The sequence below is a fragment of the Actinomadura hibisca NBRC 15177 genome, assembly GCF_001552635.1.
GTDB lineage: Bacteria > Actinomycetota > Actinomycetes > Streptosporangiales > Streptosporangiaceae > Spirillospora > Spirillospora hibisca.
Genome location: NZ_BCRO01000022.1, coordinates 1 through 24,465, shown reverse-complemented (window position 1 = coordinate 24,465; position 24,465 = coordinate 1). Strand labels below are relative to the sequence as shown.

The 24,465-nt window shown below is 73.0% G+C and carries 24 protein-coding genes; 18 read left to right on the top strand and 6 right to left on the bottom strand.

The genetic code is table 11. From position 1 onward, the window contains the following. Window positions 1–233: 233 nt before the first annotated feature. From AH6_RS10670 to AH6_RS10645, 6 genes are read left to right on the top strand one after another with little or no spacing between them, the layout of a single operon-like run. Window positions 234–1,025, top strand: a complete 792-nt coding sequence (locus tag AH6_RS10670; protein ID WP_245679259.1) for an HAD family hydrolase — start codon at window positions 234–236, stop codon at window positions 1,023–1,025. Continuing rightward, window positions 1,022–3,556, top strand: a complete 2,535-nt coding sequence (locus AH6_RS10665) for a glycoside hydrolase family 65 protein (protein WP_218005775.1) — start codon at window positions 1,022–1,024, stop codon at window positions 3,554–3,556. The genes AH6_RS10670 and AH6_RS10665 overlap by 4 nt, the downstream gene beginning before the upstream one ends. Then, window positions 3,553–4,311 (top strand): triose-phosphate isomerase, encoded by a 759-nt coding sequence (locus AH6_RS10660; RefSeq protein WP_067477657.1) that lies wholly within the window; start codon window positions 3,553–3,555, stop codon window positions 4,309–4,311. The genes AH6_RS10665 and AH6_RS10660 overlap by 4 nt, the downstream gene beginning before the upstream one ends. 56 nt (window positions 4,312–4,367) lie before the next feature. Next, window positions 4,368–4,700, top strand: coding sequence for a YciI family protein (locus AH6_RS10655; protein ID WP_067477654.1), 333 nt, complete (start codon window positions 4,368–4,370; stop codon window positions 4,698–4,700). Then, window positions 4,697–4,909 carry a sulfur carrier protein ThiS gene (gene thiS / locus AH6_RS10650; protein WP_067477651.1) on the top strand — a complete coding sequence of 71 codons (213 nt, stop codon included), beginning with the start codon at window positions 4,697–4,699 and terminating at the stop codon, window positions 4,907–4,909. The genes AH6_RS10655 and thiS overlap by 4 nt, the downstream gene beginning before the upstream one ends. A 1-nt stretch (window position 4,910) precedes the next feature. Continuing rightward, on the top strand, window positions 4,911–5,651 hold the full coding sequence (locus AH6_RS10645) for a beta/alpha barrel domain-containing protein (RefSeq protein WP_067477648.1): 741 nt from the start codon (window positions 4,911–4,913) through the stop codon (window positions 5,649–5,651). Window positions 5,652–5,904: 253 nt separating this feature from the next. Here AH6_RS10645 and hxlB read toward each other — a convergent pair whose 3' ends face one another. Then, the gene (hxlB, locus tag AH6_RS10640) at window positions 5,905–6,477 is read right to left on the bottom strand and encodes a 6-phospho-3-hexuloisomerase (protein WP_067477645.1); all 573 of its coding nucleotides are present in this window, start codon (window positions 6,475–6,477) and stop codon (window positions 5,905–5,907) included. Between the two features lie 200 nt (window positions 6,478–6,677). Between hxlB and AH6_RS10635 the strand changes: the two genes are divergently transcribed. Together AH6_RS10635 and AH6_RS10630 are read left to right on the top strand one after the other, a co-directional pair. Further along, window positions 6,678–7,649, top strand: coding sequence for a sugar phosphate isomerase/epimerase family protein (locus tag AH6_RS10635; protein WP_067477642.1), 972 nt, complete (start codon window positions 6,678–6,680; stop codon window positions 7,647–7,649). 26 nt (window positions 7,650–7,675) lie between these two features. Next, window positions 7,676–8,311 carry an HAD-IA family hydrolase gene (locus AH6_RS10630; protein ID WP_067477639.1) on the top strand — a complete coding sequence of 212 codons (636 nt, stop codon included), beginning with the start codon at window positions 7,676–7,678 and terminating at the stop codon, window positions 8,309–8,311. A gap of 147 nt (window positions 8,312–8,458) precedes the next feature. On the opposite strand, the gene AH6_RS10625 is transcribed toward AH6_RS10630, so the two are convergent. Beyond that, the gene (locus tag AH6_RS10625; protein ID WP_067477636.1) at window positions 8,459–9,304 is read right to left on the bottom strand and encodes a nuclease-related domain-containing protein; all 846 of its coding nucleotides are present in this window, start codon (window positions 9,302–9,304) and stop codon (window positions 8,459–8,461) included. Between the two features lie 227 nt (window positions 9,305–9,531). Here AH6_RS10625 and AH6_RS10620 point away from each other — a divergent pair, with 227 nt between their 5' ends. Together AH6_RS10620 and malQ are read left to right on the top strand one after the other, a co-directional pair. Further along, window positions 9,532–10,956 (top strand): amidase, encoded by a 1,425-nt coding sequence (locus AH6_RS10620; protein WP_067477633.1) that lies wholly within the window; start codon window positions 9,532–9,534, stop codon window positions 10,954–10,956. 80 nt (window positions 10,957–11,036) lie between these two features. Continuing rightward, a complete protein-coding gene (gene malQ, locus AH6_RS10615; protein WP_067477630.1) occupies window positions 11,037–13,208 on the top strand; it encodes a 4-alpha-glucanotransferase in 2,172 nt (723 codons plus the stop codon). Here the strand turns inward: malQ and AH6_RS10610 are convergent. From AH6_RS10610 to pepN, 4 genes are all read right to left on the bottom strand, one after another. Further along, entirely contained in the window at window positions 13,205–14,200 is a 996-nt protein-coding gene (locus tag AH6_RS10610; RefSeq protein WP_067477627.1) for a hypothetical protein, read from the bottom strand. The two genes, malQ and AH6_RS10610, sit on opposite strands and share 4 nt — an antisense overlap. Window positions 14,201–14,280: 80 nt before the next feature. Beyond that, window positions 14,281–14,904, bottom strand: a complete 624-nt coding sequence (locus tag AH6_RS10605; protein WP_067477624.1) for a Uma2 family endonuclease — start codon at window positions 14,902–14,904, stop codon at window positions 14,281–14,283. A gap of 4 nt (window positions 14,905–14,908) precedes the next feature. Next, on the bottom strand, window positions 14,909–15,532 hold the full coding sequence (locus AH6_RS10600; RefSeq protein ID WP_083982579.1) for a Uma2 family endonuclease: 624 nt from the start codon (window positions 15,530–15,532) through the stop codon (window positions 14,909–14,911). Window positions 15,533–15,716: 184 nt separating this feature from the next. Further along, complete coding sequence (gene pepN / locus AH6_RS10595; protein ID WP_067477618.1) at window positions 15,717–18,254, bottom strand: aminopeptidase N; 2,538 nt, start codon at window positions 18,252–18,254, stop codon at window positions 15,717–15,719. 159 nt (window positions 18,255–18,413) lie between these two features. Here pepN and AH6_RS10590 point away from each other — a divergent pair, with 159 nt between their 5' ends. The 8 genes from AH6_RS10590 to AH6_RS10555 all read left to right on the top strand — a co-directional run bounded on the left by AH6_RS10590 (window position 18,414) and on the right by AH6_RS10555 (window position 24,306). Next, on the top strand, window positions 18,414–19,028 hold the full coding sequence (locus AH6_RS10590) for a DsbA family protein (protein ID WP_067477615.1): 615 nt from the start codon (window positions 18,414–18,416) through the stop codon (window positions 19,026–19,028). Window positions 19,029–19,119: 91 nt separating this feature from the next. Then, window positions 19,120–19,842, top strand: a complete 723-nt coding sequence (locus AH6_RS10585; RefSeq protein WP_067477612.1) for an energy-coupling factor ABC transporter permease — start codon at window positions 19,120–19,122, stop codon at window positions 19,840–19,842. Window positions 19,843–19,853: 11 nt separating this feature from the next. Continuing rightward, window positions 19,854–20,192 carry a PDGLE domain-containing protein gene (locus tag AH6_RS45275; protein ID WP_067477609.1) on the top strand — a complete coding sequence of 113 codons (339 nt, stop codon included), beginning with the start codon at window positions 19,854–19,856 and terminating at the stop codon, window positions 20,190–20,192. 2 nt (window positions 20,193–20,194) lie between these two features. Then, window positions 20,195–20,959 (top strand): cobalt ECF transporter T component CbiQ, encoded by a 765-nt coding sequence (gene cbiQ, locus AH6_RS10575; RefSeq protein WP_067477606.1) that lies wholly within the window; start codon window positions 20,195–20,197, stop codon window positions 20,957–20,959. After that, window positions 20,956–21,714: an energy-coupling factor ABC transporter ATP-binding protein gene (locus tag AH6_RS10570; RefSeq protein WP_067477603.1), complete on the top strand. Its 759-nt coding sequence runs from the start codon at window positions 20,956–20,958 to the stop codon at window positions 21,712–21,714. The genes cbiQ and AH6_RS10570 overlap by 4 nt, the downstream gene beginning before the upstream one ends. A gap of 122 nt (window positions 21,715–21,836) precedes the next feature. Further along, window positions 21,837–22,784, top strand: coding sequence for an ATP-binding protein (locus tag AH6_RS10565; RefSeq protein ID WP_067477601.1), 948 nt, complete (start codon window positions 21,837–21,839; stop codon window positions 22,782–22,784). Between the two features lie 45 nt (window positions 22,785–22,829). After that, window positions 22,830–23,786, top strand: a complete 957-nt coding sequence (locus AH6_RS10560) for a hypothetical protein (protein WP_067477598.1) — start codon at window positions 22,830–22,832, stop codon at window positions 23,784–23,786. Between the two features lie 43 nt (window positions 23,787–23,829). Next, window positions 23,830–24,306, top strand: a complete 477-nt coding sequence (locus AH6_RS10555; protein WP_067477595.1) for a ribose-5-phosphate isomerase — start codon at window positions 23,830–23,832, stop codon at window positions 24,304–24,306. The last annotated feature ends 159 nt before the right edge of the window (window positions 24,307–24,465 follow it).

The window sequence follows — 24,465 nt, the reverse complement described above, 5'->3', positions numbered from 1 at the left end:
TCAAAAGTCGGACATTACCGTAGGTTATGAACCGGCCACCCGGGGTCGGTGGTGACAGCGAGGTGCTGGCCACGGGTTTATGGATCTTGATGTGCTGACCGGCTCCGTCGGCCGGCTCGGGCCACGATGCGGCTCCGACCATTTATCGGAATGGCGTCCCGCCCGTCAGTCCGTCGAAAACCGATATCACCCGCCAGTCGAACAGCGCGCCGCGTAAGGAGAGGGAAGAAACCGTGCCACTGATCACCGAGGTTCTCCGGCCCGAGGATCTCGCTCCGGTCCTGCGCACCTGCCGGGCCGTCGTCTTCGACAACGACGGCGTGCTCGTCGACACCGCTGACCTGCAGGAGGCGGCGTGGCGGCGGGCGTTCGACGCCTGCCTGCGGGAACACGGCGACGACGAGCCCTTCGGCCACGACGACTACCGCCGCCACGTCGACGGCAGGGAACGCCACGACGGCGCGGCCGCCTTCCTGCGCGCACGCGGCGTCGATCTCCCCGACGGGACGCCCGACGACGAGCCCGGCACCGACAGCGTCTGGGCGGTGGCCGCCGCCAAGGACCGCGCCTTCACCGAACGGCTGCGCGAGCAGGGCGCGTCGTCGTGGACCGGCAGCGTGCGGCTCGTCGGCGCCCTGCAACGCGCCGGCGTCGCCCTGGCGGTCGTCTCCTCGTCCCGCCACGCCCGCGAGGTGCTGGAGTCGGCCGGGTTGCTCGGCTGCTTCGCCCACGTGGTCGACGGGCAGGAGGCCGCGCGCCTGGACCTCGCGGGCAAACCGGAGCCCGACCTGTTCGCCGAGGCCGCCCGGCGGCTGGCGGTCCCGCCCCGCCACGCGGTGATGGTCGAGGACGCCGAGGCGGGGATCGAGGCCGGGGTCCGGGCCGGGTTCGGGCTGGTCATCGGCGTGGACCGGCGTGACGAGCCCGAGTCGCGCGCCCGGATGCGCAGAGCGGGCGCCCACCTCGTCGTCGCCGACCTGAGCGATCTGCTGCTGGCCGCCCACGACGAGGGCACGGCCACGTGACGCACGAACTGGAGAGGCACGACCAGAAGACGATGGGCCAGGAACTCGCGGCCGAGGCCGCCGCCGACTGGACCTGGCGCTTCGAGGGATACGACCCGGCCGCCGAACGGCACCGCGAGACCCTCTGCACCCTGGGCAACGGCGTGTTCGCCACGCGCGGCAGCGTCCCCGAATGCGCCGCGAGCCGGTACCACTACCCCACGACCCTGGTCGCCGGACACTACGGCTCGCTGACCACGCACGTGCACGGACGGCCGATGAAGCACGAGGAGTTGGTCAACCAGCCCAACTGGCTCGCGACGCGGTTCGCCTTCCACGCCCACGACGGCGAGGACGCCTGCGGGCTCTGCGCGGGGGAGACGCGCGGCGGCACCTGGTGGTCTCCCGACGCGAACGGCCTCGGAACCTACCGGCAGACGCTCGACCTGCGCCGTGGACTGCTCCTGCGCACGCTCGAAGCCCACGACGACCGGCAGCGCACGCTCACCGTCGCCCAGACCCGCCTGGTGTCGATGGCACGTCGCGACCTGGCCCTGCTGGTGACCGAGTTCCGCCCCGAGGGCTGGTCGGGCGTGCTGCACGTGGAATCGGCCCTGGACGCCGACGTCGCGAACGAGGGCACGGCGGAGTACGAGCCGCTGCACGGATGCCATCTGCAAGACGTGCGCCTCGGCACCGGCTCCGGCGGGCTGTCCTGGCTCACCTGCCGCTGCACGGGAACGGGGCTCGGCACGGCGTTGGCCGCGCGGACCCGCCTCGTCACGGGACCGGACGCCCGTCCAAGGCACGCGGCTGAGCGTCCGGTGCGGGACCGACTGCGCGTGGGCCATCTGCTGACCGTTCCGCTGTCGGCGGGACAGACGGTGCGCGTGGAGAAGACGGTGCTGCTGCGGACCAGGTGCGAGGAGGACCCGGCCGACGCCGTCCGCGAATGCGAGGAGCGCATGGCCGCCGTGCCCGGCCCCCGGGCGCTCATCGCCGAACACGCCGAGGCATGGCGGAAGTTGTGGGCGCGCGCCGACCTGCGGGCCGAGGACGACATGGGGCGCGCCCTGCGCCTGAACCTGTTCCACGTGCTCCAGTCGCTGCCGCCCTCATCGGAGACCGGCTCCGGCATCCCGGCCCGGGGGCTGCACGGCGAGGGCTACCACGGGCACATCTTCTGGGACGGGCTGACCGTGCTGCCCTACCTGGACCTGCGCCTGCCCGAACTCTCCCGCGTCCACCTGGACTACCGCCACGCCCGGCTGGACGCCGCCCGCCGCAACGCCGAGCGCGCCGGCCTGCGCGGCGCCCTGTACCCCTGGCGGAGCGCCTCCGACGGCACCGAGGTCGCCGACGAGGTCTGGTTCAATCCCCGCTCCGGCCGCTTCACCCCCGACCACACGCGGTTGCAGCGCCACATCGGCTCCGCGGTCGCCCACACCGTCTGGCGGCACTACCGGACCACCGGCGACGCCGGGTTCCTGCGCGACCAGGGCGCGGAGATGCTCGTCGAGATCGCCCGCATGTGGAACAGCGCCGCCGTCCACGACCCCGCCGACGACCGCTACCACCTCTACGGGCTGATGGGCCCTGACGAGTTCCACGACGCCTACCCCGGCTCGACCACCGCCGGGGTGAACGACAACGCCTACACCAACGTCACCGCGTCCTGGGCGCTGCACACCGCCGCACGCGCCCTCAACGCCCTGCCGGACCGCGACCGGCGGGCCCTCCAGGACGCGCTCGCCCTCGAACCGGCCGAGCTCGACCGGTGGCGCGACGTCGCCCACCGGCTGGCCGTGCCCTTCCACGACGGCGTGGTCAGCCAGTTCGACGGCTGGGCCGACCTGCCGGAGCTCCCCTGGGAGGAGTACCGGGACCGGTACGGGTCGCTGGGCCGCCTGGACGAGATCCTGGAAGAGCGGGGGGACTCCACCAACCGCTACCGGGTCTGCAAGCAGCCCGACACCCTGATGCTCGGCTACCTGTACTCCCCGCGTGCTCTCGACGCCCAGTTCCACCGGCTGGGCTACGCCATGGACGAGGACGTCTGGCGCGCCACCGTCCGCCACTACCAGGAGCGCTGCACCGACGGCTCGTCGCTGAGCGCCATCGTCATGGCCTGGGTGCTGCACCGGTGGCGGATGCCGGGCGTCCGCGACCGCCTGCTGGAGGCGCTGCGGACCGACATCGCCGGGCGGCCGGGCAACGCGACCGAGGAGGGCGTGCACCTCGGCGTGCTGGCCGGGACCGCCGACTTCGTCCAGCGTCGCCTGCTCGGTGTCACCCGCCGCGGCGACGTCCTCGCCGTCGACCCCGCTCCGCTGCCCGGCCTGCCGTGCTGCGAGGTCACCGTGCGCGACGCCGCCGGTGCCGCCGTCACCGTCGCCGTGTCCGGAGAGCGCCTGCTGATCCGGGTCTCCCGGACGGAGGGCCCCGTGCCCGTCGTGGTGCGAGGCCGCCGCCACCTGCTGGAACCCGGCCGCGACCACACCTGGGACCTCCGCCCGGCGGCCCCCGCAGCTTCTTCCGAAGAGGTCCCATGAGCTTCCCCGTCCCGCCCCGCCCGCTGACCCTGACCAACACCAAGCAGCAGCTCGGCCGACGCGACCTGGACGCCTGGCTCGCAGGCGTGCGCCGGGACGCCGGACGCCTGAGCGCCGCGGGATTCGTCGCCCTGCTGCCCTACACCGCCCTGGAGGGGGCCGGACGCGCCCTCGCCGGAACCGGCGTCGCCTACGGGGCCCAGAACCTCTGGCACGACGGCCGGGACTGCACCGGCGAGGTCGCGCCGCGGACGCTCGCCGACTTCGGCTGCACCCACGTCATGGTCGGCCACGCCGAGAGGCGGCGGGTCTTCGGCGAGGACGACGCCACGGTCGCGGCCAAGGCGGCGGCGGCCGCCGAGGCGGCGCTGATCCCCGTCGTCTGCGTCGGCGAGACCGAACAGATCACGCCCCCGAGGGCCGCCACCACCGCCGTGGGCCAGCTCGCGCCGGCGCTGGACCGCATGCCCGACGACGCCCCCCTCATCGTGCTCTACGAACCCGCCTGGACCATCGGCGCCGACGCCCCCGCCGACGCCGCCCACGTCGCGACCGTCACCGGCGCCCTCCGGCGGCTCTGCGACGAGCGGAGCGGCCCCGCCCGGCTGCTCTACGGAGGTGCCGTCGAGCCCGGCACCTACCGGGCGATGGTGCCGCACGCGCCGCTGGACGGCGTCGCGCTCGGCCATGCCGCCCTGGACGCCGACCAGCGCGCCCGCATCGCCGACGAGGTCCTCGTGCACACCCCCAGCTGAGCCCGCCCCCCGGCGGCGGACCGCACGGGCCCGCCGCACCCCGTTCAAGGAGACCCATGTTCTTCCTGGTGAACACCTACACCGCGCCCCTGGAACGGATCGACGAGCTGCTGCCCGAGCACCGCGCCTGGGTCGAGGCCGCCTTCGAGCGCGGCGACCTGCTGTTCGGCGGCCGCCGCGAACCGCGCACCGGGGGCTTCGTCGTCACCCCGCACACCGACCTGGACGACGTGCAGAAGTTGCTGCGCGGCGACCCGCTGGTCCGGCACGGCGTCGCCGAATGGCAGGTGCACGGCCTGCACCTGCAACTCACCGGCAGCACCGGCCTCCAGGCGGCGTTCGAGGCGGCCGGCCTGCCCAGCGACCTGGTGGAAGGGAGCAAGGAATGACCGACAGCATCACCGTCAACGTCAACGACGACCCCGTCCGCGTCGCCGCCTCCGACACGCTGCGCGACCTGGTGCGGCGGCTCGACCTGCCCGCAGGCGACGTCTCGGTCTCGGTCGGCGGGGCCGTCGTGCCCGAGGACGATTGGGACCACCGCCGCCCCGCGGACGGCGACCGCATCGAGATCGTCACCCTCACCCAGGGAGGTTGAGATGACCGCTCCGACGACCGGGCACGACACCTGGCGGCTCGGCGACAAAGAACTGTCCTCCCGGCTCGTCCTGGCCATCCCCGAGGAAGCCGACACCGGCGACCTGGACGCGGTGCTGGAGGCGTCCGGCGCGGGCGTGGCCACCCTCCGGACCGCCCCGGTGGAGCCGGGACGGCACGACCTCATCGCCGAGACCCTCCGCCGGCACGACGTGCTGATGTTGCCCAACACCGCCGGCTGCGCCAACGCGGACGAGGCCGTCCGCGCCGCCGAGCACGGCGCGGAACTGTCCGGCATCCGCTGGGTCAAGCTCATCCTCACCAACGACGGCGACCACCAGATCCCCGAGCCCGTGGAGATGTACCGCGCCGCGCGCGAGCTGGTGGACCGCGGGTTCCAGGTCTTCCCCAACGCCTCCGACGACCCGGGGTACGCCGCCGACCTGGAACGGGCGGGCTGCGCGGGCGTCTTCCCCCAAGGATCGCCGGTGGGCTCGGGGCAGGGGCTGATCGCGCCGCTGAAGTTCCGGCTGATGGTGGAGCGGCTCGGCATCCCCGTCGTGATCGGCGCGGGGATCGGCCGGCACGCCGACGCCTTCGAGGCCATGGAGCTGGGCTGCGCCGCCGTGGCCTCGGCCAAGGTGGTCTTCGAGGCGGCCGACCGGCCCGCCGCGGCCGCCGCGCTGGCGGCGGCGGTGCGGGCGGGCCGCCAGGCCCACCTCGGTTCCCGCGCGGCGGCCTGACCGCCGAGCCCGCCGCCGCCATGCCGTCACGACGCGTCCGGACCGCCCTTCCGCCCCCGTGTTCCCTCAGCCGCCGCGCCTCGCGCGCGTTCCGCGCCGAGGGGCGGACGCGGCGGTCCGGGCGCGCTCCCCGCGCGCGGTCCGCGCCGAGGGGCGGCCCAAGGTGGTCCGGGCGCGCCTCTTGCGCGCGGTCTGCGTCGAGAGATGGCCCACGGTGGCCCTGGCGCGTTTCCCGCGCGCCCGCCACCGGGCGTCATTCCAGGTTGGTGTGCCGGTCGCGCATCTGCGCCTGCGTGACCGGCGAGCCCTGCTCCAGCGCCAGCACGATGGCGTCGAAGTACAGCAGCGACGACTGCTCGAACAGCGTCCCCATGAACTGCGCGGTCTCCTCGGCGTCGTACCCGCGCTCTCCCTCGGGCAGGAGCAGCACCAGGTCGGCCCGGTCCGTGAGGGGGGCTCCGGCGGCGGCCGTCACCGCGGCGACCCGCCCGCCGGTCGCGCGGGCGACGTCGGCGATCGACAACACGGTCGCCGTGTCCCCCGAACCGCTGCACGCGACGAGCAGGTCGCCGCGCGCCAGGGCGGGCGTCGTGCTCTCGCCCACCACGTGGGCGTCGAACCCGAGATGCACCAGCCGCATCGCCAGCGCGGAGGCCATCATCCCCGACCGGCCCGCGCCGGCGACGAACACCGTGCGGGCGGCCCGGATCTCGTCGACCAGCCGCGCGGCCGCCTCCGGGTCGGCGCGCCGGAGGCTCGCGTGGACCTCGTCCCGGACGCGGCGCAGGCAGTCCTCCGCGAGCGCGACGGAGGGAGGTTTCACCATTGTTCTTCCCTTCATTCGGACCTGGCCGACGAAATACCCGGAAATGCGTCGCACAAAATGGCCGGAAAGCGATGAAGGGATAGCCGCGAGGAATCTCTAACAAGCCGATCGCATCGGTTCTGGCATCCATTAATCATTGCCAGAATCAACCCTGCCCGAGAATTGCTGAATTCTGCGGGCCACTAGCAGAAGGGAAGGCAATGCCGCATCCCGTCACGCTCCTCACCCTGCAGTGGGGCGACGTCCCGCTCCCCGACCTGTGCCGCATGGCGGCCGACTGGGGCTACGACGGCCTGGAGCTCGCCTGCGTCGAGCGGCACCTGGACGTGCACCGGGCCGTCACCGAACCGCACTACGTGCCCGAGGTGCGCCGCACGCTGGAGGACCACGGCCTCGCCGTGCACGCCGTCGCCGCGCACATGGTCGGCCAGGCGGTCTGCGACCCCATCGGCCCCCGGCACCGCCGCCTGCTCCCCGACCGCCTGTGGGGCGACGGCGACGCCGCGGGCGTGCGCCGGCGCGCCGCCGCCGAGATGGGGCACGTCGCCCGCGTCGCCGCCGAGCTGGGCGCCGGCACCGTCGTCGGGTTCACCGGCTCGCCGATCTGGCAGGCGTTCACCCTGTTCCCGCCCATCGAGCCCGAGGAGGTCGAGCGCGGCTACGCCGACTTCGCCGACGCCTGGCACCCCATCCTGGACGTCTTCGACCAGCGCGGGGTGCGGTTCGCCCTGGAGGTGCACCCCACCGAGATCGCCTACGACTACTGGACCGCCGACCGCGCCCTCCGGGCGATCGGCCGCCGCGCGGCCTTCGGCTTCAACCTCGACCCCAGCCACCTGCTGTGGCAGGACGTCGACCCCGCCGGCTTCGTCCGCGACTTCGCCGACCGCATCTACCACGTCGACTTCAAGGACACTCGCACGCGGTTGGACGGCCGCAACGGCCGGCTCGGCTCGCACCTGCCCTGGGGCGACGAGCGGCGCGGCTGGGACTTCGTGTCCGTCGGGCACGGGGACGTCGACTTCCAGGCCATCATGCGCGCCCTCAACCACATCTCCTACGACGGGCCCATCTCGGTGGAGTGGGAGGACGCGGGCCTGGACCGCGCCGTCGCCGCCCCCGACGCCCTGCGGCGCGTCCGCGAGCTGACCGCCGTCCGCCCCGCCCCGTGACCATCCGGCAGTCCCAGGAGGCCCCGATGACACCGGCTCCCGCACCGATCACCACCGTGATCTTCGACTACGCCGGCACGCTGGCGCTGCCCCCGCCCGAGGAGGAGAAGCGCCGCCTCGAACACGTCGCGGGCGTCGAGCCGGAGGCGTTCTGGGACGCCTTCTGGGCCGAGCGCCCGCGCTACAACACCACCGGCGACGCCCCGACGTTCTGGACCGGCGTCCAGCGCGCCACCGGCGCCCGCTGGACCCCCGAGCAGCACCACGAGCTGTGGGCCCTGGACATGCGGTCCAATCTGCTGGCCAACGTGCCGGTGCTGCGCGCGGCCCGCCGCGTGGCGCGCCTCGGCCTGCGGACGGTCCTGTTCTCGGACTGCCCGCCCGACCTCGCCGCGATCCTGCGCCGCTCACCGGCCCTGGCGGCCTTCGAGGACCTGTATTTCAGTTGCGACCTGGGCGCCACGAAATCGTCACCGGGCCTTTTCCGCACCGTCCTGGAAGGGCTCGGCGCGACCGCCGGACAATGCCTGTTCATCGACGACGGCGACAGCAATGTCCAGACCGCCGCCACGCTCGGCATGAGGGCGCACCGGTACACCGACGGCGCCCGTCTCGACAGATTCCTCAGCGAGCAGCTGGCGGGTTACCCGCCGAACGGCTGAGCGTCAGTGACCCGGGAAAGGGAGCGGCACCCCGTCGCCGCCGTGGCGGACGAGGTGCCCCTCCGGCACCGGCCCCGCGGGGGCCGGTCACAGGGGGCTCGTCGTTGAGCCTGGGGTGGGCGGCCCGGAGCGGACCGCCCGGACCTGCTACTCGCTGTACTTCGGCGGCAGGGACTGCTCGGCGGCCTGGTAGATCCGCTGGACGTCGGTGTCGGTGAGGATCTTCGGGCGGCGGCGCAGGTAGCCCCGCGCCTGGTTGCCCGAGTAGACGTCCACGTCGCGGACCCGCATGACCTTCCACGGGATGGACGGCCCGTAGATCGCCACCGACGGCTGCACCGGCACCTCGAAGCCGACCTGCCCGCCGATGATCCGGCTGGCCTGCTCGGCCTCCCAGCGCGCCTCGTCCAGCCGGTCCTTCTTGTTGAAGGGGCCGTGGAAGAGCTTGCGGTGCGACAGCGTGCGCACCGGCAGCCGCTTGTCCCACTTCTCGGAGTCGATCGCGTAGACGCCGCTCGGGCCGATGACCAGGTGGTCGATCCGGCCGTCGCTGACGCCCTCGTCGTCGCGCGGGACCGCGCGCGCGTGCAGCACGCGGTAGCCCTTGCGCTCCAGGGACTTCAGCTGCTTCTCGGTGCGGCGCTCGGCCGCCGAGGACTTCTGCCAGGCCGCCACGCTGGAGCTGCGGCGGGACTGGCGGACCACGTCCACGATGACCGCGACGATCGCGGCGGTGACGCCCAGGCGGACACCGAGGACGATCGCGACCACGACTCCGACCACGATCGCCACGGCCACCCGCCGGATCCACCGCTGGATCTGCGGATCACCGAGCAGCTGCCCGTAGGTTCCGGGCTCGGCCGCCACCTCCTCCTGCTCCGGCGGCCCGGCGTCGAGCCCCTGGTCAGGATCCTGCGGCGGGTCCTGCTGCGTGTCCTGCTCCGGCTGCCCCCGTGCCTTCTGGTGTGCGTTGCCCCGCTCCATGATGGCCATGAGTGACGCTCCGTGTTCCTTTCGGTTCGGAAGCATGATCCTCCGTGCGCAGAGTAATCATTTTCCGCGTTCGACGACTAGCCATGCCGGGTTAATAGTTTTGTCGCCCTCCCTGCGTGGTTCACCGGCGGGTGAACGGGTAGGTCGGTATTCATCCCTCTTTCCCCGGGGACGACCGCCGTTGCCATCTTTGATGCTCGGCCACCCGGCGTCTACCGTTCGGCCCTATGGCACCTACCCATGACCTGACCGCTATGCGGCTCGCGGCGGCCGTCCGTACCCGCGAGCTTTCCCCCGTTGAGATCGTCGATCACTACCTGGATCGCATCGAGCGAGTAAATCCGCAGGTCGGCGCGTTCGTCACCGTGACCGCCGAGCTGGCGCGCGAGCAGGCGCGGGCCGCCGAGAAACTCGTGACCGGCACCGCCGATCCGGCCGAACTGCCGCCGCTGCTGGGCGTCCCGATCCCGATCAAGGACCTGAACATGGTCGCCGGGGTGCCGATGACCTTCGGCTCGCGCACCTTCCACGACCTGACCGGCTTCGCCGACGACAACGTCGTGGTGCTGCTGCGGGAAGCGGGTTCTGTCCTCACCGGCAAGACCACCACCCCCGAGTTCGGGCTGCCCTGCTACACCGAGGGCGGCGTGGCGCCGCCCGCCCGCACCCCCTGGGACCTGACCCGGTCGGCGGGCGGCTCCAGCGGCGGCGCGGCGGCGGCGGTCGCGGCGGGCCTCGCCCCGGTCGCGCAGGGCAGCGACGGCGGCGGCTCCATCCGCATCCCCGCCAGCGCCTGCGGCCTGTTCGGGATCAAGCCGACCCGGGGCCGGGTCTCGCAGGGCCCGGTCATCCCCGACCTGTTCGGCCTGTCCACCAACGGCCCGATCGCCCGCACCGTCCGCGACGCCGCGCTGCTGCTGGACGTGATGTCGGGGAGCATGCCCGGCGACCTGTACGCGGCCCCGCCCGTCGAGCGGACCTTCCTCGGCTACGCCGAGCGCCCGCCCGGCAGGCTGCGCATCGCGCGCAGCGCCGACCCGATCGTGCCTGGGGCCGAGGTGCACCCCGACGTCCTGGCCGCCTACGAGGACGCCAGCAGGCTGCTGGAAGAGTTGGGCCACGAGGTGGTGGACCTGCCGCCGGTGATGGGGCCGGAGATGGTGCCGCACTTCGAGCTGCTGTGGGGCGTGATGGCCACGCTGACGCCGGTGGACCCCGCGCGCGAGGACATGCTCCAGCCGTTGACCCGCTGGTTGCGCGAGCGCGGCAACGCCACGTCCGCCCCGCAGCTGTTCCAGGCGCACGCCGCGCTTCAGGGCGCGCTGCGCGCCGCGTTCCCGGTGATGAACGAGTACGACGCGATCCTGCACCCCACGCTGGCGCAGCCCCCGGTCCCCGTCGGTCACTTCCACGACCAGGAGCCGGAGGAGAACTTCCGGCGGCAGAAGATGTTCACCCCCTTCACCTCCGCCTACAACATCTCCGGCCAGCCCGCCGTGAGCGTCCCCCTGCACTGGACCGACGAGGGCCTGCCGATCGGCGTCATGCTGGCCGGGCGGCTCGGCGGCGAGGGCACGCTGATCTCGCTGTCGGCGCAGCTGGAGCAGGCCCGTCCGTGGATCGCCCGCAAGCCGGACATCTGGGACGCCTGATCAGGTGATCGGTCGTGGCGGCCGGCGGAACATCCGGCCGCCACGATTTTGGGCGGGCTTTCCGGGGGCATGACGCAGGCGTGGTGGACGACGAGCTGAGCAGGCTGGCCCGCGCGCATCGCGTCGCGACGCGCTACACCGACTGGCTGGGGCGGGAGGCCGAGGTCTCCCCGGACACCCTCAGGGCGGTGCTGACGTCCCTGGGGGCGGACGTGTCGACCCCGGCGGCCGTGCGGGCGGAGGTGGAGCGGCTCGCCGAGGCCGAACGCGCCCGGCTGCTGCCGGACGTGGTGTCCTACCGGGCCGGGGGCGTGCGCGCCGACCGGCGCCGCAGGCCGTCCGGGGAGCCCGCGCTGCGGCCCGACACGATCCGCGTCCCCATGCGCGGGGGCGACGTCGAGGCCGTCGTCGAGCTGGCCGACGGCCGCACGATGAACGCGCCGTCGCCCGAACCCGTCTACGTCCGCGGCGATGATCACTGGCTGCTCGCCCTCCCCGAGGAGACGCCGCTCGGCTGGCACCGCCTGCGCGTCCGTCAGGGCGCCGCCGAGCAGAGCGCGCCCCTGCTGGTGGCCCCGGCCAGACTGGCGCCCGTACCGCGCACCTGGGGCCTCACGGCGCAGCTCTACTCGGTGCGGTCGCGCGCGTCCTGGGGCACCGGCGACCTTCGTGACCTCGCCGATCTCGCGGCCTGGAGCGGCGGCGACCTCGGCGCGGGGTTCGTGCTGGTCAACCCGCTGCACGCCGCCGAGCCGACGCCGCCGGTCGGGCCGTCGCCCTACTCGCCGATGAGCCGCCGCTTCGGCAGCCCGCTGTACCTGCGGGTCGAGGACGTCCCCGAGTACGCCACGCTGCCGCCCGAGGAGCGCGAGCGCGTGGACCTGCTGGCCGCGCCCCTACGGGGCCGCGCCGACAGCATGGACGTCCTGGACCGCGACGCCGTCTGGACCGCCAAGCGGCACGCCCTGGAACTGCTGTACCGCTGGTCGGGCGGCAGCGCTGGGCATCCCGCCTACGCCGCGTTCCGCGAACGCGAGGGCGCGGCGCTCAGCGCGTTCGCGACCTGGTGCGCGCTCACCGAGGAGCAGGGCCCCGACTGGCGCACCTGGCCCGCCGAACTCCAGGACGCCGACGGCCCCGCCGTCGCGCTGGCCGCCAAGCGCCTGGCCGAGCGCGTGGACTTCCACGCCTGGCTCCAGTGGCTGCTGGACGAGCAGTTGACCGCCGCCCAGCGCGCCGCCCGCGACGCCGGGATGCCACTGGGCATCGTGCACGACCTCGCGGTGGGCGTGGCGCACGGCAGCGCCGACGCCTGGATCTACCGGGCGATGTTCGCGCCCGGCATGAGCGTGGGCGCGCCGCCCGACGAGTTCAACCAGCGCGGCCAGGACTGGGGCCAGCCGCCCTGGCACCCCGGCCGCCTCGCCGAGGCCGCCTACCTGCCGTACCGGGGGATGCTGGAGTCGGCGCTGCGGCACGGCGGCGGGCTGCGGCTGGACCACGCCATGCAGGTGTCGCGCCTGTGGTGGGTGCCGGACGGCGGCTCCCCGGCCGAGGGCACCTACGTGCGCTACGACCGCGACGTGCTGCTGGCCTGCCTGACGTGGGAGGCGGCGCGGTCGGGCGGGGTCGTGGTGGGCGAGGACCTCGGCACCGTCGAGGCCGAGGTGCGCGACGGCCTGGCCGAGCGCGGTGTGCTCGGCACGTCGCTGCTGTGGTTCGAGCGCGACGGTCAGGACCACCCCAAACCACCGCAAAAGTGGCGCGAACTGTCGCTGGCCACCGTCGGCACCCACGACATGCCGCCGATCGCCGGGTTCCTGCACGGCGACCACATCGAACTGCGCGACCGCCTGGGCCTGTTCACGCGCCCGCCCGCCGAGGAACTGGCCGACCACCACCGGCGGCTGGGCGACTGGCTGGAACTACTGTCGGCCGAAGGCTTGCTGAACACCCCACCCGCCACGATCCTGGCGGCCCTGAAGCGCGGCCAGGACGACCACGACGCCGAGGTGACCGCAGCCCTGCACGCGTTCCTGCTGCGCACCCCGGCGCAGCTCATCGGGATCTCGCTGGCCGACGCAGTGGGGGAGCGCCGTACCCAGAACCAGCCGGGCACCGTGGACGAGTACCCGAACTGGCGGATCCCACTGGGAGGCCCGGACGGCCGCTCGGTACCGCTGGACGACCTGTACACCGACCCACGCGTACGAGCCGCCCTGGCCCCCGTAGCGGACCCGACACGCCACTAACCCAGCACGTCGACCAGACGAACGGAGACCTCGTTCAGCAGGTTGTCCGGCTTGATCTCGGTGGTGGCGATCGCGGAGACCAGCGCCGGGAAGCCCGGCAGCGGATAGGGGTCGTTCTCGGCCCCTTCCAGCGCCGCCCGGCCCAGCGGCTGGTGCCGCAGCGAGGCGCGCGCCCGCGCCCACGCCGTCTGCACCTCCTCGGGCGAGGGCACCCCGAAGCCGTGCCCGACCGGCGCGGCGTGCCGCAGCCGCACCAGCGCGGTGTCGCTGAAGTCCACCGCCAGCTTGCAGCGCTCGACCAGGTCGGCGCGCACGTCCTCGTCCAGCCGCGACATCACCGTGCAGGGCGTGCGGCAGCGCGCCGCGCAGTCGCCCAGCGCCTGGGCGACCTGGCTGTGCTGCCGGTCCAGGTAGGCGCGCCAGCCCGGCGGCGGCTCCTTCGCGACGCGCAGCGTGCGCTCGCACGCCGAGCGCTCGGGCCGGGTGTGGTCGCACAGGCGCTCGGCGCCCGGCTCGACCGGCACGCCGAACCGGCTGCCCGGCCCCGTCACCGACCGCCCGATCAGCGCCGGATCACCGGCGTGGCCGAGCACCGGCTCCCAGGCCAGCAGCGCCAGGTACTCGCTGGCGATGTGCACCGCCGCGACCAGCGCGGCCATCTCGCGCCGCTCCCAGCGGATCGCGATGGCCTCCAGCAGCAGCGCGTACGCGGGGCGCAGGCTGGCCAGCGCGCCGCGCGGCCGCTCGCGCGGAGCCTGCGGCATCCGGCTGGCGCGGGCCCGGTCCAGCAGGTCCTTGGGCACCTCGCCGGACTCCTCGGGCATGCCGAAGTCCTCGGCGTCCAGGTCCAGGACACGCTGCCCGAACGCGCACAGCCCCGCGACCCGGGCGGTGCGCCCGCCCAGCAGCGTGCCGTCGGCGACCAGCGCCTCCAGGTCCCCGAACGCGCGCCGCCGCGCGAGCGCCGTCAGAACATCCCGTGCGGTCTCCACCCCTGAACCTTCCCACCCGCGACCCCGTGATCGTCCGATCGTTCCGGCAACGATTCGGCACGGGCCCGCGTTCCGGCGGCCTACCGGGGACGGAAGAGGGACTGCTGAAGGTGCGGGTCCAGCAAGTCCGCAGGATCGAAGCTCATGGGGAAGGGATGCTCCAGCGTGCCGGGCGCACCGGCGGTCAGCCGCTCGATTTCCTGGTAGGCGCCCAGGCGGAGTTCGTGCACCAGAACGATTGGCAGCCGCCCCTCGCCCTGCCCGGGGAAGGGCGCGAGCTCGACCCGCACGTAGAAGGGGATGCCCGACTCGGCGTACACGACGGGCTTGGTGACCCGGTCGTTGAGGCGGTTGCCGGGGGACACGATCTCGACGACCGCCAGCGCCTCGTCGGCCTCGAACCAGGTGCGCCTGGCGGTGTCGGTCTCCGGGTGGAACACCACCAGATCGGGGATCACGCCGTTCTCGTCCCTGCCCAGGCGGAGGTTCGGCCCGGAGAGCGTGATCTCACGGTCGGGGGCGTTCAGCACCAGCAGGGTCTGGAGGTTGTCGCCGAAGATCTGGTGGTCGGACATGGGGGCGGGGCTCACGACGAGGGTTCCGCCCAGCACCTCGTACCGGGGCCAGCGATCCTGGTTGAGCTCGATGATGTCGTGGATCGTGTAGGGCCTGCCGGGCAGGTTCGCAGGTGAGAGGGCTGCCACGTCGTCAGTCTTCTCGGAAGCGTTTCTGGTGCCAGCGCAGGTCGAGCAGGTCGGCGGGGTCGAACGTCACCGGGAACGGCCGGGTGACGGTGCCGACCTCGCCCGCCGCCAGGCGCTCGACCTCGCGGTAACCGTCTCCCGCGTTCTCCTGCACCAGGACCACGGGGAGTTGCGCCTCGCCCTGCCCTCGGAAGGGGAGAAGTTCGACGCGCCAGTAGAACGGGATGCCCGCCTCGGCATAGGCGACCGTTTTGACGATCCGGTCGTTCTTTCGGTTGCCCGGCGAGACGACCTCAACGACCGCGAGCACGTCCTCTGCCTCGAAGTACGTGCGCTCGATGTCCACATCGGGGTGCAGGACCATGATGTCCGGCACCATGCCCGTCTCGTCCTCGCCGAGGCGCAGGTGGGAACCCGAGAACACGCTCCCGTGCGGCGAGGTGAAGGCCAGCAGGGACTGCAGGTTGTCGCAGATGAGCTGGTGCTTGGGCGCCGGGGCGGGGCTCATCATGAGCGTTCCGCCCAGCACCTCGAAGCGCGGCCAGCGTTCCACGTTGAGTTCGAGCAGGTCGTGGATCGTGTAGGGCCGGTTGGAAAGGACCAGGGTCTGCGCCACTGCGGTTTGCACCGCCCCTCACCGCCTTCGGTCGACATGCCCGTTAGTGTCGCAGCGTGACCGTCCGAGTGCTTTGCGTTTGCGAAACTCGACTACTGTCAGTGTGCCTTACGTGTGCGATACCCGCGAGGGGCGGACCAAAGCGGCGTGGCCGCCCCGCTGGAGAGCGGGACGGCCACGGTGGTCGTGCGCTACATCAGGACGCGGTGGCGTCCTTGGCGCGGGCGCGCAGGGCGCGGGCCACGCCGTCGCGGCCCTCCGACAGCAGGCGCAGCAGCGCCGACGGCGGGTTCTCCTCGGCGATGTAGGACTCGGTCCGGTCGATCGTGGACTGCTCGATCACCAGGAAGGGGTAGGCCACCTCGGCGAACGTCTGGGACATGTCGCTGGACCACTCCTTCCAGATCCGGCCCACCTCGCCGAAGTACTTGTCCACGTACGGGACCAGCAGCTCGGCCTGGTCGGGCTCCACGAAGCCGCCCAGCGTCGCGCGGAACACCGCGTTCGGCAGCTCGCCGCTGATCACGCCCGCCCACGCCGCGGCCTTGGCCTGTGCGGTCGGGATCGCCGCGCGGCAGGCCGCCGCGTGCCGCTCGCCGGCGGCGGTCGGATCGCGCTTCAGCTCGGCCTCGATCTCGGCCAGGTCCGCCTTGCCGGTCACCACCAGGCGGCGCAGCAGCGCCCAGCGCAGGTCGGTGTCCACCGTCAGGCCCGCAAGGGTCTGCGAGCCGTCCAGCAGGCCCCGCACGAAGCCCAGGTGCTCGTCGGAGGCCGCCGACGCCGTGAACGCCTGCACGTAGGCCAGCTGGAAGTCCGAGCCCGCCTCCGCCTCGCGCGCCAGGTCGTACAGCGCGTCGGCCATCAGCGTCAGGCCGGTCGAGCGCCACGCCGGGTCGGCGTACTGCTGGACGGCGGTGCGCGCCTGGCGCAGCAGCGTCTGGGTCACCGCGATGTCGGTCACGCCCCGGATGCCGCTGACCACCAGCTTCACGTAGTCGCGGGTGGCCATCTCGGCGTCGCGGGTCATGTCCCACGCCGCCGACCAGCACAGGGCGCGCGGCAGGCTCTCCCGGATGTCGCCGATGCCCTCGACCAGCGTCTTCAGCGAGTGGTCGTCCAGGCGCACCTTGGCGTAGGTGAGGTCGTCGTCGTTGACCAGCACCAGGTCCGGGCGCTTCTCGCCGACCAGTTCGGGCACCTCGGTGCGGGCGCCGACCACATCCAGCTCGACGCGCTTGCGCCGCACGATGCCCTCGCCGGTGCGGTCGTACAGGCCGATCGCGACGCGGTGCGAACGCAGCGTCGGGTAGTCCGGCTTGGCCTCCTGCTGCACGACGAACGACGTGAAGTTGCCCTCGCCGTCCACCTCGTAGACGGGGCGCAGCGTGTTGACCTCGGCCGTCTCCAGCCACTCCTTGGACCAGTTGGCCAGGTCGCCGCGCCCGGAGGTCTCCTCCAGCGCGTCCAGCAGGTCGGCGAGGACGGTGTTGCCCCACGCGTGCCGCTGGAAGTAGCGCCGCACGCCCTCCAGGAAGTTCTCCAGCCCGACGTAGGCGACCAGCTGCTTCAGGACGCTGGCGCCCTTGGCGTAGGTGATGCCGTCGAAGTTCACCTCCACCGCGCGGATGTCGGGGATGTCGGCGGCGATCGGGTGCGTGGACGGCAGCTGGTCCTGCCGGTAGGCCCACGCCTTCTCCAGGTTGGCGAAGGTCGTCCAGGCGCTCTTCCACTTGGTGGCCTCGGCCTGGCACAACACGCTCATGTAGGTGGCGAACGACTCGTTCAGCCACAGGTCGTCCCACCAGCGCATGGTGACCAGGTCGCCGAACCACATGTGCGCCATCTCGTGCAGGATCGTCTCGGCGCGGCGCTCGTAGGCCGCGTCGGTGACGCGCGACCGGAAGACGTAGTCCTCCAGGAACGTCACGCAGCCCGCGTTCTCCATCGCGCCCGCGTTGAACTCCGGCACGAACAGCTGGTCGTACTTGGCGAACGGGTAGGGCTGGTCGAAGACCCGCTCGAAGAACGCGAAGCCCTGCCGGGTCACGTCCACGATCGCGTCGGCGTCCAGGTGCTCGGCCAGCGACGCGCGGCAGAACACCCCCAGGGGGATGACCGACCCGTCCGGGCGCCGGTACTCGTCGCGCACCACGTGGTAGGGGCCCGCGACCAGCGCGGTGATGTAGGTGGAGATCCTCGGGGTGGGCGCGAACCGCCAGGCCCCGCCGCCCTCCTGGACGGCCGCCTCGTTGGTGACGACCTGCCAGTCCTCGGGGGCCTTGACCGACAGCTCGAAGGTCGCCTTCAGGTCCGGCTGGTCGAAGCAGGTGTACATCCGGTGCGCGTCGGCCGTCTCGAACTGCGAGTACAGGTAGACGCTCTGGTCGACCGGGTCCACGAACCGGTGCAGGCCCTCGCCGGAGCGGGAGTAGGTCGCCTCGGCCACCACCCGCAGCTCGTTGTCGGCGGCCAGCGACGGCAGCGGAATGCGGCCCTTGTCGGCGTCGTAGGAGGCCGGGTTCAGCGCGGTCCCGTTCAGCGTCACCTCGTGCACGACGCCGCCGTGCAGGTCGACGAAGGTGCCGACGCCGGGCTCGGCGCAGCCGAACCTCACCACCGTCGTCGAGCCGAACCGCTCCGGGCCCGTGGTGAGGTCCAGCTCCACCGTGTAGGACTCGACGGTGAGCAGCCGGGCCCGTTCCCGCGCCTCGTCGCGCGTGAGGTTGCCTGCCACATGTACTCCTAGGTCGATCAGTGCTGTGTTCCCTCATGTCTACCAACCGGAGGCCCCGTCAGGTCGCCGCGGCGCGACTTCGGGTCGCGATGGGGGAATGGGCGCGTGATCCCGGGGGTTGCCGCTGCTAAGTGCTGATCAGCCTGAAGGAGACTTACCGTGGCCGATGACGTCCGTACGCCGGTGGACTTCTGGTTCGACCCCCTGTGCCCGTGGGCGTGGATCACCTCGCGGTGGATCCTGGAGGTCGAGAAGTCGCGCCCGATCGAGGTGCGCTGGCACGTGATGAGCCTGTCGGTCCTGAACGAGGGCAAGGACGTCCCGGAGAAGTACAAGCAGATGATGGACGAGGGCTGGGGCCCGGTGCGCATCTGCATCGCCGCCGAGCAGAAGTACGGCCCCGACGCGCTCGGACGGCTCTACACCGAGCTGGGCACGCGCCGCCACAACGAGCGCCAGGACTTCGGCAAGGAGCTGTTCGAGGCCGCTCTGACCGCCGCAGGGCTCGACCCCGCGCTTGCGGCCGCCGCCGACTCCACCGACTTCGACGAGGCCCTGCGCGCCTCGCACAAGGACGGCATCGACCGCGTCGGCGAGGAGGTGGGCACCCCGGTGATCGAGGTCGCCGGCAGCGCGTTCTTCGGCCCGGTCGTCACCCCGATCCCGCGCGGCGAGGCCGCGGCCAAGTTGTGGGACGGCGTCCGCGCGGTCGCCGAGACCGACGGGTTCTTCGAGCTCAAGCGCACCCGGACCCGCGACCCGATCTTCGACTGAGCCTGTCCGTCTACCGGCCTAGTTGCGACCCTCTTGCACCTGCAACAGGGCTGCTATCACACTGAACCTGACATTTCCTTGAGTCAGGACGGTGACCGACGTGCACGTGCCGGACGGATTCATCAACGCCCCGGTCTCCCTGGCGGCCGGGGCCGTGGCCGTGGCGGGCGTCGCGGTGGCGCTGCGCGGCGCCCGGCGCGAGCTGGACGACCGCACCGCGCCGCTCGCCGGGCTGGTGGCCGCCTTCGTGTTCGCCGCGCAGATGCTGAACTTCCCGGTCGCCTCCGGGACCAGCGGGCACCTGCTCGGCGGCGCGCTCGCGGCCATCCTCGTCGGGCCCTACACGGGCGTGTTGTGCGTGGCGGTGGTGCTGCTGGTGCAGGCGCTGCTGTTCGCCGACGGCGGCCTGACCGCGCTCGGCGTCAACATCACGGTGATGGGCCTGGTGACGGTCCTGGTCGGGTACGGGGTGTTCCGCGGCCTGCTGCGCGTGTTGCCCCGCACCCGCGCGTCGGTGGCCGGGGCGTCGTTCGCGGCGGCGGTGGTGTCGGTGCCCGGCTCGGCGCTGGTGTTCACCGCGATCTACGCGGTCGGCGGCACCACCGAGGTGCCGCTGGGCAAGGTCGCCGCCGCGATGGTCGGCGTGCACGTGCTGATCGGCGTCGGCGAGGCGCTGATCACCGCCGTCACGGTGTCCAGCGTGCTGGCGGTCCGTCCCGACCTGGTCTACGGCGCGCGCGGCCTGGTCCGGCAGCTGGAGTTGCGCACCACGCCCCCGACCGAGTCCGCCAGCGCCTCCGGCGCGAGCGCCTGAGGAGAACGACGATGACCACCAAACGTTTCTTCGCCGCCTTCCTGCTGGTCTCCCTGGTGCTGGCCGGGATCGTCAGCTTCTACGCCAGCGCGCACCCCGACGGCCTGGAGAAGGTCGCCGAGGACAAGGGCTTCAACGCCAAGGAGCGCGACCATTCGATGAAGGACTCGCCGCTGGCCGACTACGGCGTCAAGGGCGTCGGCGACGCGCGGCTGTCGGGCGGGCTGTCCGGCGTGATCGGCGTCGGCGTGGTGCTGCTGGCGGGCGGCGGCCTGTTCTGGGTGGTGCGGCGGCGCGGCTCGTCCGCCCCCGCTGCGCCCGCTCCGTCCACCGCGTCCCAGGACGCCTGACGGTGGGCGCGGGCCACGCGCACGCGCTGTACCTGCCCGGCTCCTCGCCGGTGCACCGGCTGCCGCCGCAGTGCAAGCTGGTGGCGGTGCTGGGGTTCGTGCTGCTGGTGGTGGCGACCCCGCGCGAGCGCGTGTGGGCGTTCGCCGGGTTCGCGCTGCTGCTGGCCGCCGTCGCGCTCGTCGCGCGCGTGCCGCTGGCGACGGTGGCGCGGCGCGTGGTCATCGAGGTGCCGTTCGTGGCGTTCGCGTTCCTGATGCCGTTCTTCGCGACCGGCGAGAAGGTCGCCGTGCTGGGCCTGCGCCTCAGCGAGGACGGCCTGTGGGGCGCGTGGAACATCCTCGCCAAGGGCACCCTCGGCGTGGTCGCCTCGATCCTGCTCGCCGCCACCACCGAGCCCCGCGCGCTGCTGCTCGGCATCGAGCGGCTGCGGATGCCGCAGCTCATCACGCAGATCGCCACGTTCATGCTGCGCTACGGCGACGTGGTCGCCGCCGAACTGGGCCGCATGAAGGTCGCCCGCGCCGCGCGCGGCTTCGAGGCCCGCGACCTGCGCGCCACCGTCGTGCTCGCCCGGTCGGTCGGCGCGCTGTTCCTGCGCTCCTACGAACGCGGCGAGCGCGTGCACCTCGCCATGCTCAGCCGCGGCTACGACGGCCGGATGCCCCTGCTCCACGACGTCGGCGCGACCGGCGCGCAGTGGGCGTCGGCGGCGGCGCTGCCACTGACGGCGGCGCTGGTCGCGGCGGCTGCTTGGATGGCACCGTGACCCCTTCGCTGGAAGTGCGCGGCCTCGCCTACGCCTACCCCGACGGCACGCAGGCGCTGTTCGGCGTGGACCTGACCGTCGAGCGCGGCCAGCGCGTCGCGCTGCTCGGACCCAACGGCGCGGGCAAGACCACCCTGATCCTGCACCTGAACGGCATCCTGCAGGGCGGCGCGGGCGAGGTGCGGGTCGGCGGCCTGCGCGTGGACCCGGCCGACAAGAAGGCCCTGCGCGAGATCCGCCGCCGCGTCGGCGTGGTCTTCCAGGACCCCGACGACCAGCTGTTCATGCCGACCGTCCGCGAGGACGTGGCGTTCGGCCCGGCCAACCTCGGCCTGCGCGGCGCGGAGCTGGAGGCGCGGGTGACCGGCGCGCTCGCCCGCGTCGGGATGCTGGAGGTCGCCGGCCGGCCGCCGCAACACCTCAGCTTCGGGCAGCGCCGCCGCGTCGCGGTCGCGACCGTGCTGGCGATGGAGCCGGAGATCCTGGTGCTGGACGAGCCGTCGTCCAACCTCGACCCGGCCGGGCGGCGCGAGCTGGCCGAGATCCTGCGCGGCCTGGAGGTGACCGTGCTGATGGTCACCCACGACCTGCCGTACGCGGCCGAGCTGTGCCCGCGCTCGGTGGTGTTGTCGGGCGGGGTGATCGCCGCCGACGCGCCCACGCTGGAGCTGCTGGCCGACGACGACCTGCTGCGCGCGCACCGGCTGGAGTTGCCCTTCGGGTTCGACCCGGCCGCCGCCGCCCGCCGCCGCTGACCCTCCCTCTCTGCGAATCCCCAGGACGATCCGGGGATTCTGCTTGCGTCCCCGCCCCGGCTCGGCCAGACTCGCGCCCTGAAAGTGGCAACGGTTTTCATATTCGAAATGGGGCTTTCGTCATGAAGGTTGCGTTCGTCGGCAAGGGCGGCAGCGGCAAGACCACCCTGTCCTCGCTGTTCACCCGGCACCTGGCCGCGCGCGGGCTGCCGGTGGTGGCCATCGACGCCGACATCAACCAGCACATGGGCGTGGCGCTCGGCCTGGACGAGGACCGCGCCGCCAAGGTCCCGGCCATGGGCGAGCGCCTCCCCGAGATCAAGGACTGGCTGCGCGGCGACAACCCCCGCGTCTCCTCGACCTCGGCCATGGTCAAGACGACCCCGCCCGGCGCGGGCTCGCGGCTGCTGCGCGTCGGCGGCGACGACCCCGTGCACGCCCTCGGCCAGGACGTCGGCGGCGCGACGCTGCTGGCCACCGGCCCGTTCAACGACGACGACCTCGGCGTGGCCTGCTACCACTCCAAGACCGGCGCGGTGGAGCTGTACCTGAACCACCTGGTGGACGGGCCCGGCGAGTACGTGGTCGTGGACATGACCGCCGGGGCCGACACCTTCGCCTCGGGGCTGTTCACCCGCTTCGACCTGATGTTCCTGGTGGCCGAGCCCACCCGCAAGGGCGTCGGCGTCTACCGCCAGTACACCGAGTACGCCCGCGACTACGACGTGGCGATCGCCGTCGTCGGCAACAAGGTGCAGGGCGACGCCGACCTGGCCTACCTGCGCGAGCACGTCGGCGACGACCTGCTGACCTGGCTCGGCCAGTCCGCCGCCGTGCGCGCCGTCGAGCAGGGCCGCGAGGGCGTCGCGCTGGAGGACGCCAACACCGCCGCGCTGGACACCATGCTGGCCGCCGTGGACGCCCGCGCCAAGGACTGGGAGAAGTTCCGCCGCCAGGCCGTGGAGTTCCACCTCAAGAACGCCCGCAGCTGGGCCAACCGCGCCACCGGCGAGGACCTGGCGGCCCAGGTGGACCCCGACTTCCGCTTCCCGGTCGCCTACGCGGGGTGAGACGGGGGCTACCGCCCCGCCGCGAGGGTCATTACGCTGCGCGCCATGACGACGCGGCGGATCTTCGGCACGGTCCTGGGCGCGCTGGGGCCGGTGGTCCTGCTCGCCCTCCTGTTCGGCAACCAGTGGGTCGCCGAGGCGCTCATCAAGAGCGACATCGACCGCCAGGGGGCGGTGGGCACGCTGCTGCGCTGGCTCCAGTACCCGAGCTGGCTGGTCACGCCGCGGGGGTACCGGGACTCGTTCGGCTACGTCCTGGGGACGGACTTCGTCCTGCTGCTGTTCTTCGCGGTCGTGGGGGCGCTGGTGTTCGTGGCCGCGCGCGCCCTGGACCCGGTGCGCGGCGCGGTCGGCGCGCTGGTGGCGGGCTGGTGGGCGGTGATGGTGGCGGCCGGCCTGGCGGCGGTGCCGCGCGTCTACCTGATGGGAGCGACGCTGGACCTGTCGGGCGGCCTGCGCGAGCAGCTGATGTGGAACACCATCCTCCAGGGATTGGGGTTCGGGCTGGCCTACGGCTGGCTGGCGGGGCTCGGCGCGGTGGTGGCGTTCCTGCTCACGCGGGGGAACCGGGCCGTCCCGCCGCTGCCGCAGGGGGCGCGGCAGGGCGGGCCGTCGTTGCCGCCGCCCATGCCGCAGCCGCACGCCGGGCGACCGGTCCAGCAGTCCGGGCAGCAGCCCGTCCAGCCGCAGCAGCCGTTCGGGCCGCCTGCCCAGCAGGGGAACGTGCTGCCGCCTGACCACCCCGCCGCGATGCCGTACGTCCCGCCGAAGCCCGCCCAGGCGGAGCCGCCGCGCGACGAGCCCGAGGACGACGCGCCCCAGGACGCCCCGGCGGCCGTCGAACTCCGCAAGGCGGACGAGCCCCGCAAGACGGACGAGCCCCGCAAGGCCGACGACGACGCCGACGCGACGACCGCGGACGCCCCCGACCGCCCGGCGGACGGCGAGCCCGCCGACCCCGGCCGCGAGGGCCGTGACGAGGGCCTGGCGCCTCCCCGCTGACCCGGCCGCCCGGCCCGCCGCACGGACCTGCGAGAATCAGCCCATGCGCGTGTTTCTTGGATGCGACCATGCCGGTTACGAGCTCAAAGAGCACCTGGTCGGCTGGCTGAAGGCCCACGGCCACGAGCCCGTGGACTGCGGGGCCTTCGTCTACGACGCGGTGGACGACTACCCGCCGTTCGTGCTGCGGGCGGCCGAGAAGGTCGCCGCCGACCCGGGCTCGCTGGGCATCGTGATCGGCGGCTCGGGCAACGGCGAGGCCATCGCCGCCAACAAGGTCAAGGGGGTGCGCGCCGCGCTGGTGTTCAGCGAGGACACCGCCCGCCTGGCCCGCGAGCACAACGACGCCAACGTCATCAGCCTCGGCGCCCGGCAGTACGACCAGGACACCGCGACGCGCTTCGTCGAGCTGTTCCTGGAGACCGCCTACTCCAAGGAGCCGCGGCACACCCGCCGGATCAAGATGCTCAGCGGCTACGAGCACACCGGCGAGCTGCCGCCGCTGCCGCTGGAGAACTGACACAGCTCATCTGACACAGCTCATCTGACGCCGTTCACCGGGTGCCGCCGCCGCGCTTGCCGAGGCGGCGGCGCTCGTTCTTGGCGGCCCGGGTGCGGCGCGCCGGACGGGCCGCGGGCGTCGCGTCCGGCCCGGCTGCGGGCTCGGCCGCGCCGTCGC

Bases quoted from the DNA above. Each gene is read 5' to 3' on its own strand.
- hxlB (WP_067477645.1), bottom strand. From the start codon at position 6,477: ATGGTGAAACCTCCCTCCGTCGCGCTCGCGGAGGACTGCCTGCGCCGC.
- AH6_RS10620 (WP_067477633.1), top strand. From the start codon at position 9,532: ATGGCACCTACCCATGACCTGACCGCTATGCGGCTCGCGGCGGCCGTC.
- AH6_RS10630 (WP_067477639.1), top strand. From the start codon at position 7,676: ATGACACCGGCTCCCGCACCGATCACCACCGTGATCTTCGACTACGCC.
- AH6_RS10645 (WP_067477648.1), top strand. From the start codon at position 4,911: ATGACCGCTCCGACGACCGGGCACGACACCTGGCGGCTCGGCGACAAA.
- AH6_RS45275 (WP_067477609.1), top strand. From the start codon at position 19,854: ATGACCACCAAACGTTTCTTCGCCGCCTTCCTGCTGGTCTCCCTGGTG.
- AH6_RS10625 (WP_067477636.1), bottom strand. From the start codon at position 9,304: ATGGCCATCATGGAGCGGGGCAACGCACACCAGAAGGCACGGGGGCAG.
- AH6_RS10635 (WP_067477642.1), top strand. From the start codon at position 6,678: ATGCCGCATCCCGTCACGCTCCTCACCCTGCAGTGGGGCGACGTCCCG.
- AH6_RS10555 (WP_067477595.1), top strand. From the start codon at position 23,830: ATGCGCGTGTTTCTTGGATGCGACCATGCCGGTTACGAGCTCAAAGAG.
- AH6_RS10560 (WP_067477598.1), top strand. From the start codon at position 22,830: ATGACGACGCGGCGGATCTTCGGCACGGTCCTGGGCGCGCTGGGGCCG.
- AH6_RS10660 (WP_067477657.1), top strand. From the start codon at position 3,553: ATGAGCTTCCCCGTCCCGCCCCGCCCGCTGACCCTGACCAACACCAAG.
- thiS (WP_067477651.1), top strand. From the start codon at position 4,697: ATGACCGACAGCATCACCGTCAACGTCAACGACGACCCCGTCCGCGTC.
- AH6_RS10565 (WP_067477601.1), top strand. From the start codon at position 21,837: ATGAAGGTTGCGTTCGTCGGCAAGGGCGGCAGCGGCAAGACCACCCTG.
- AH6_RS10655 (WP_067477654.1), top strand. From the start codon at position 4,368: ATGTTCTTCCTGGTGAACACCTACACCGCGCCCCTGGAACGGATCGAC.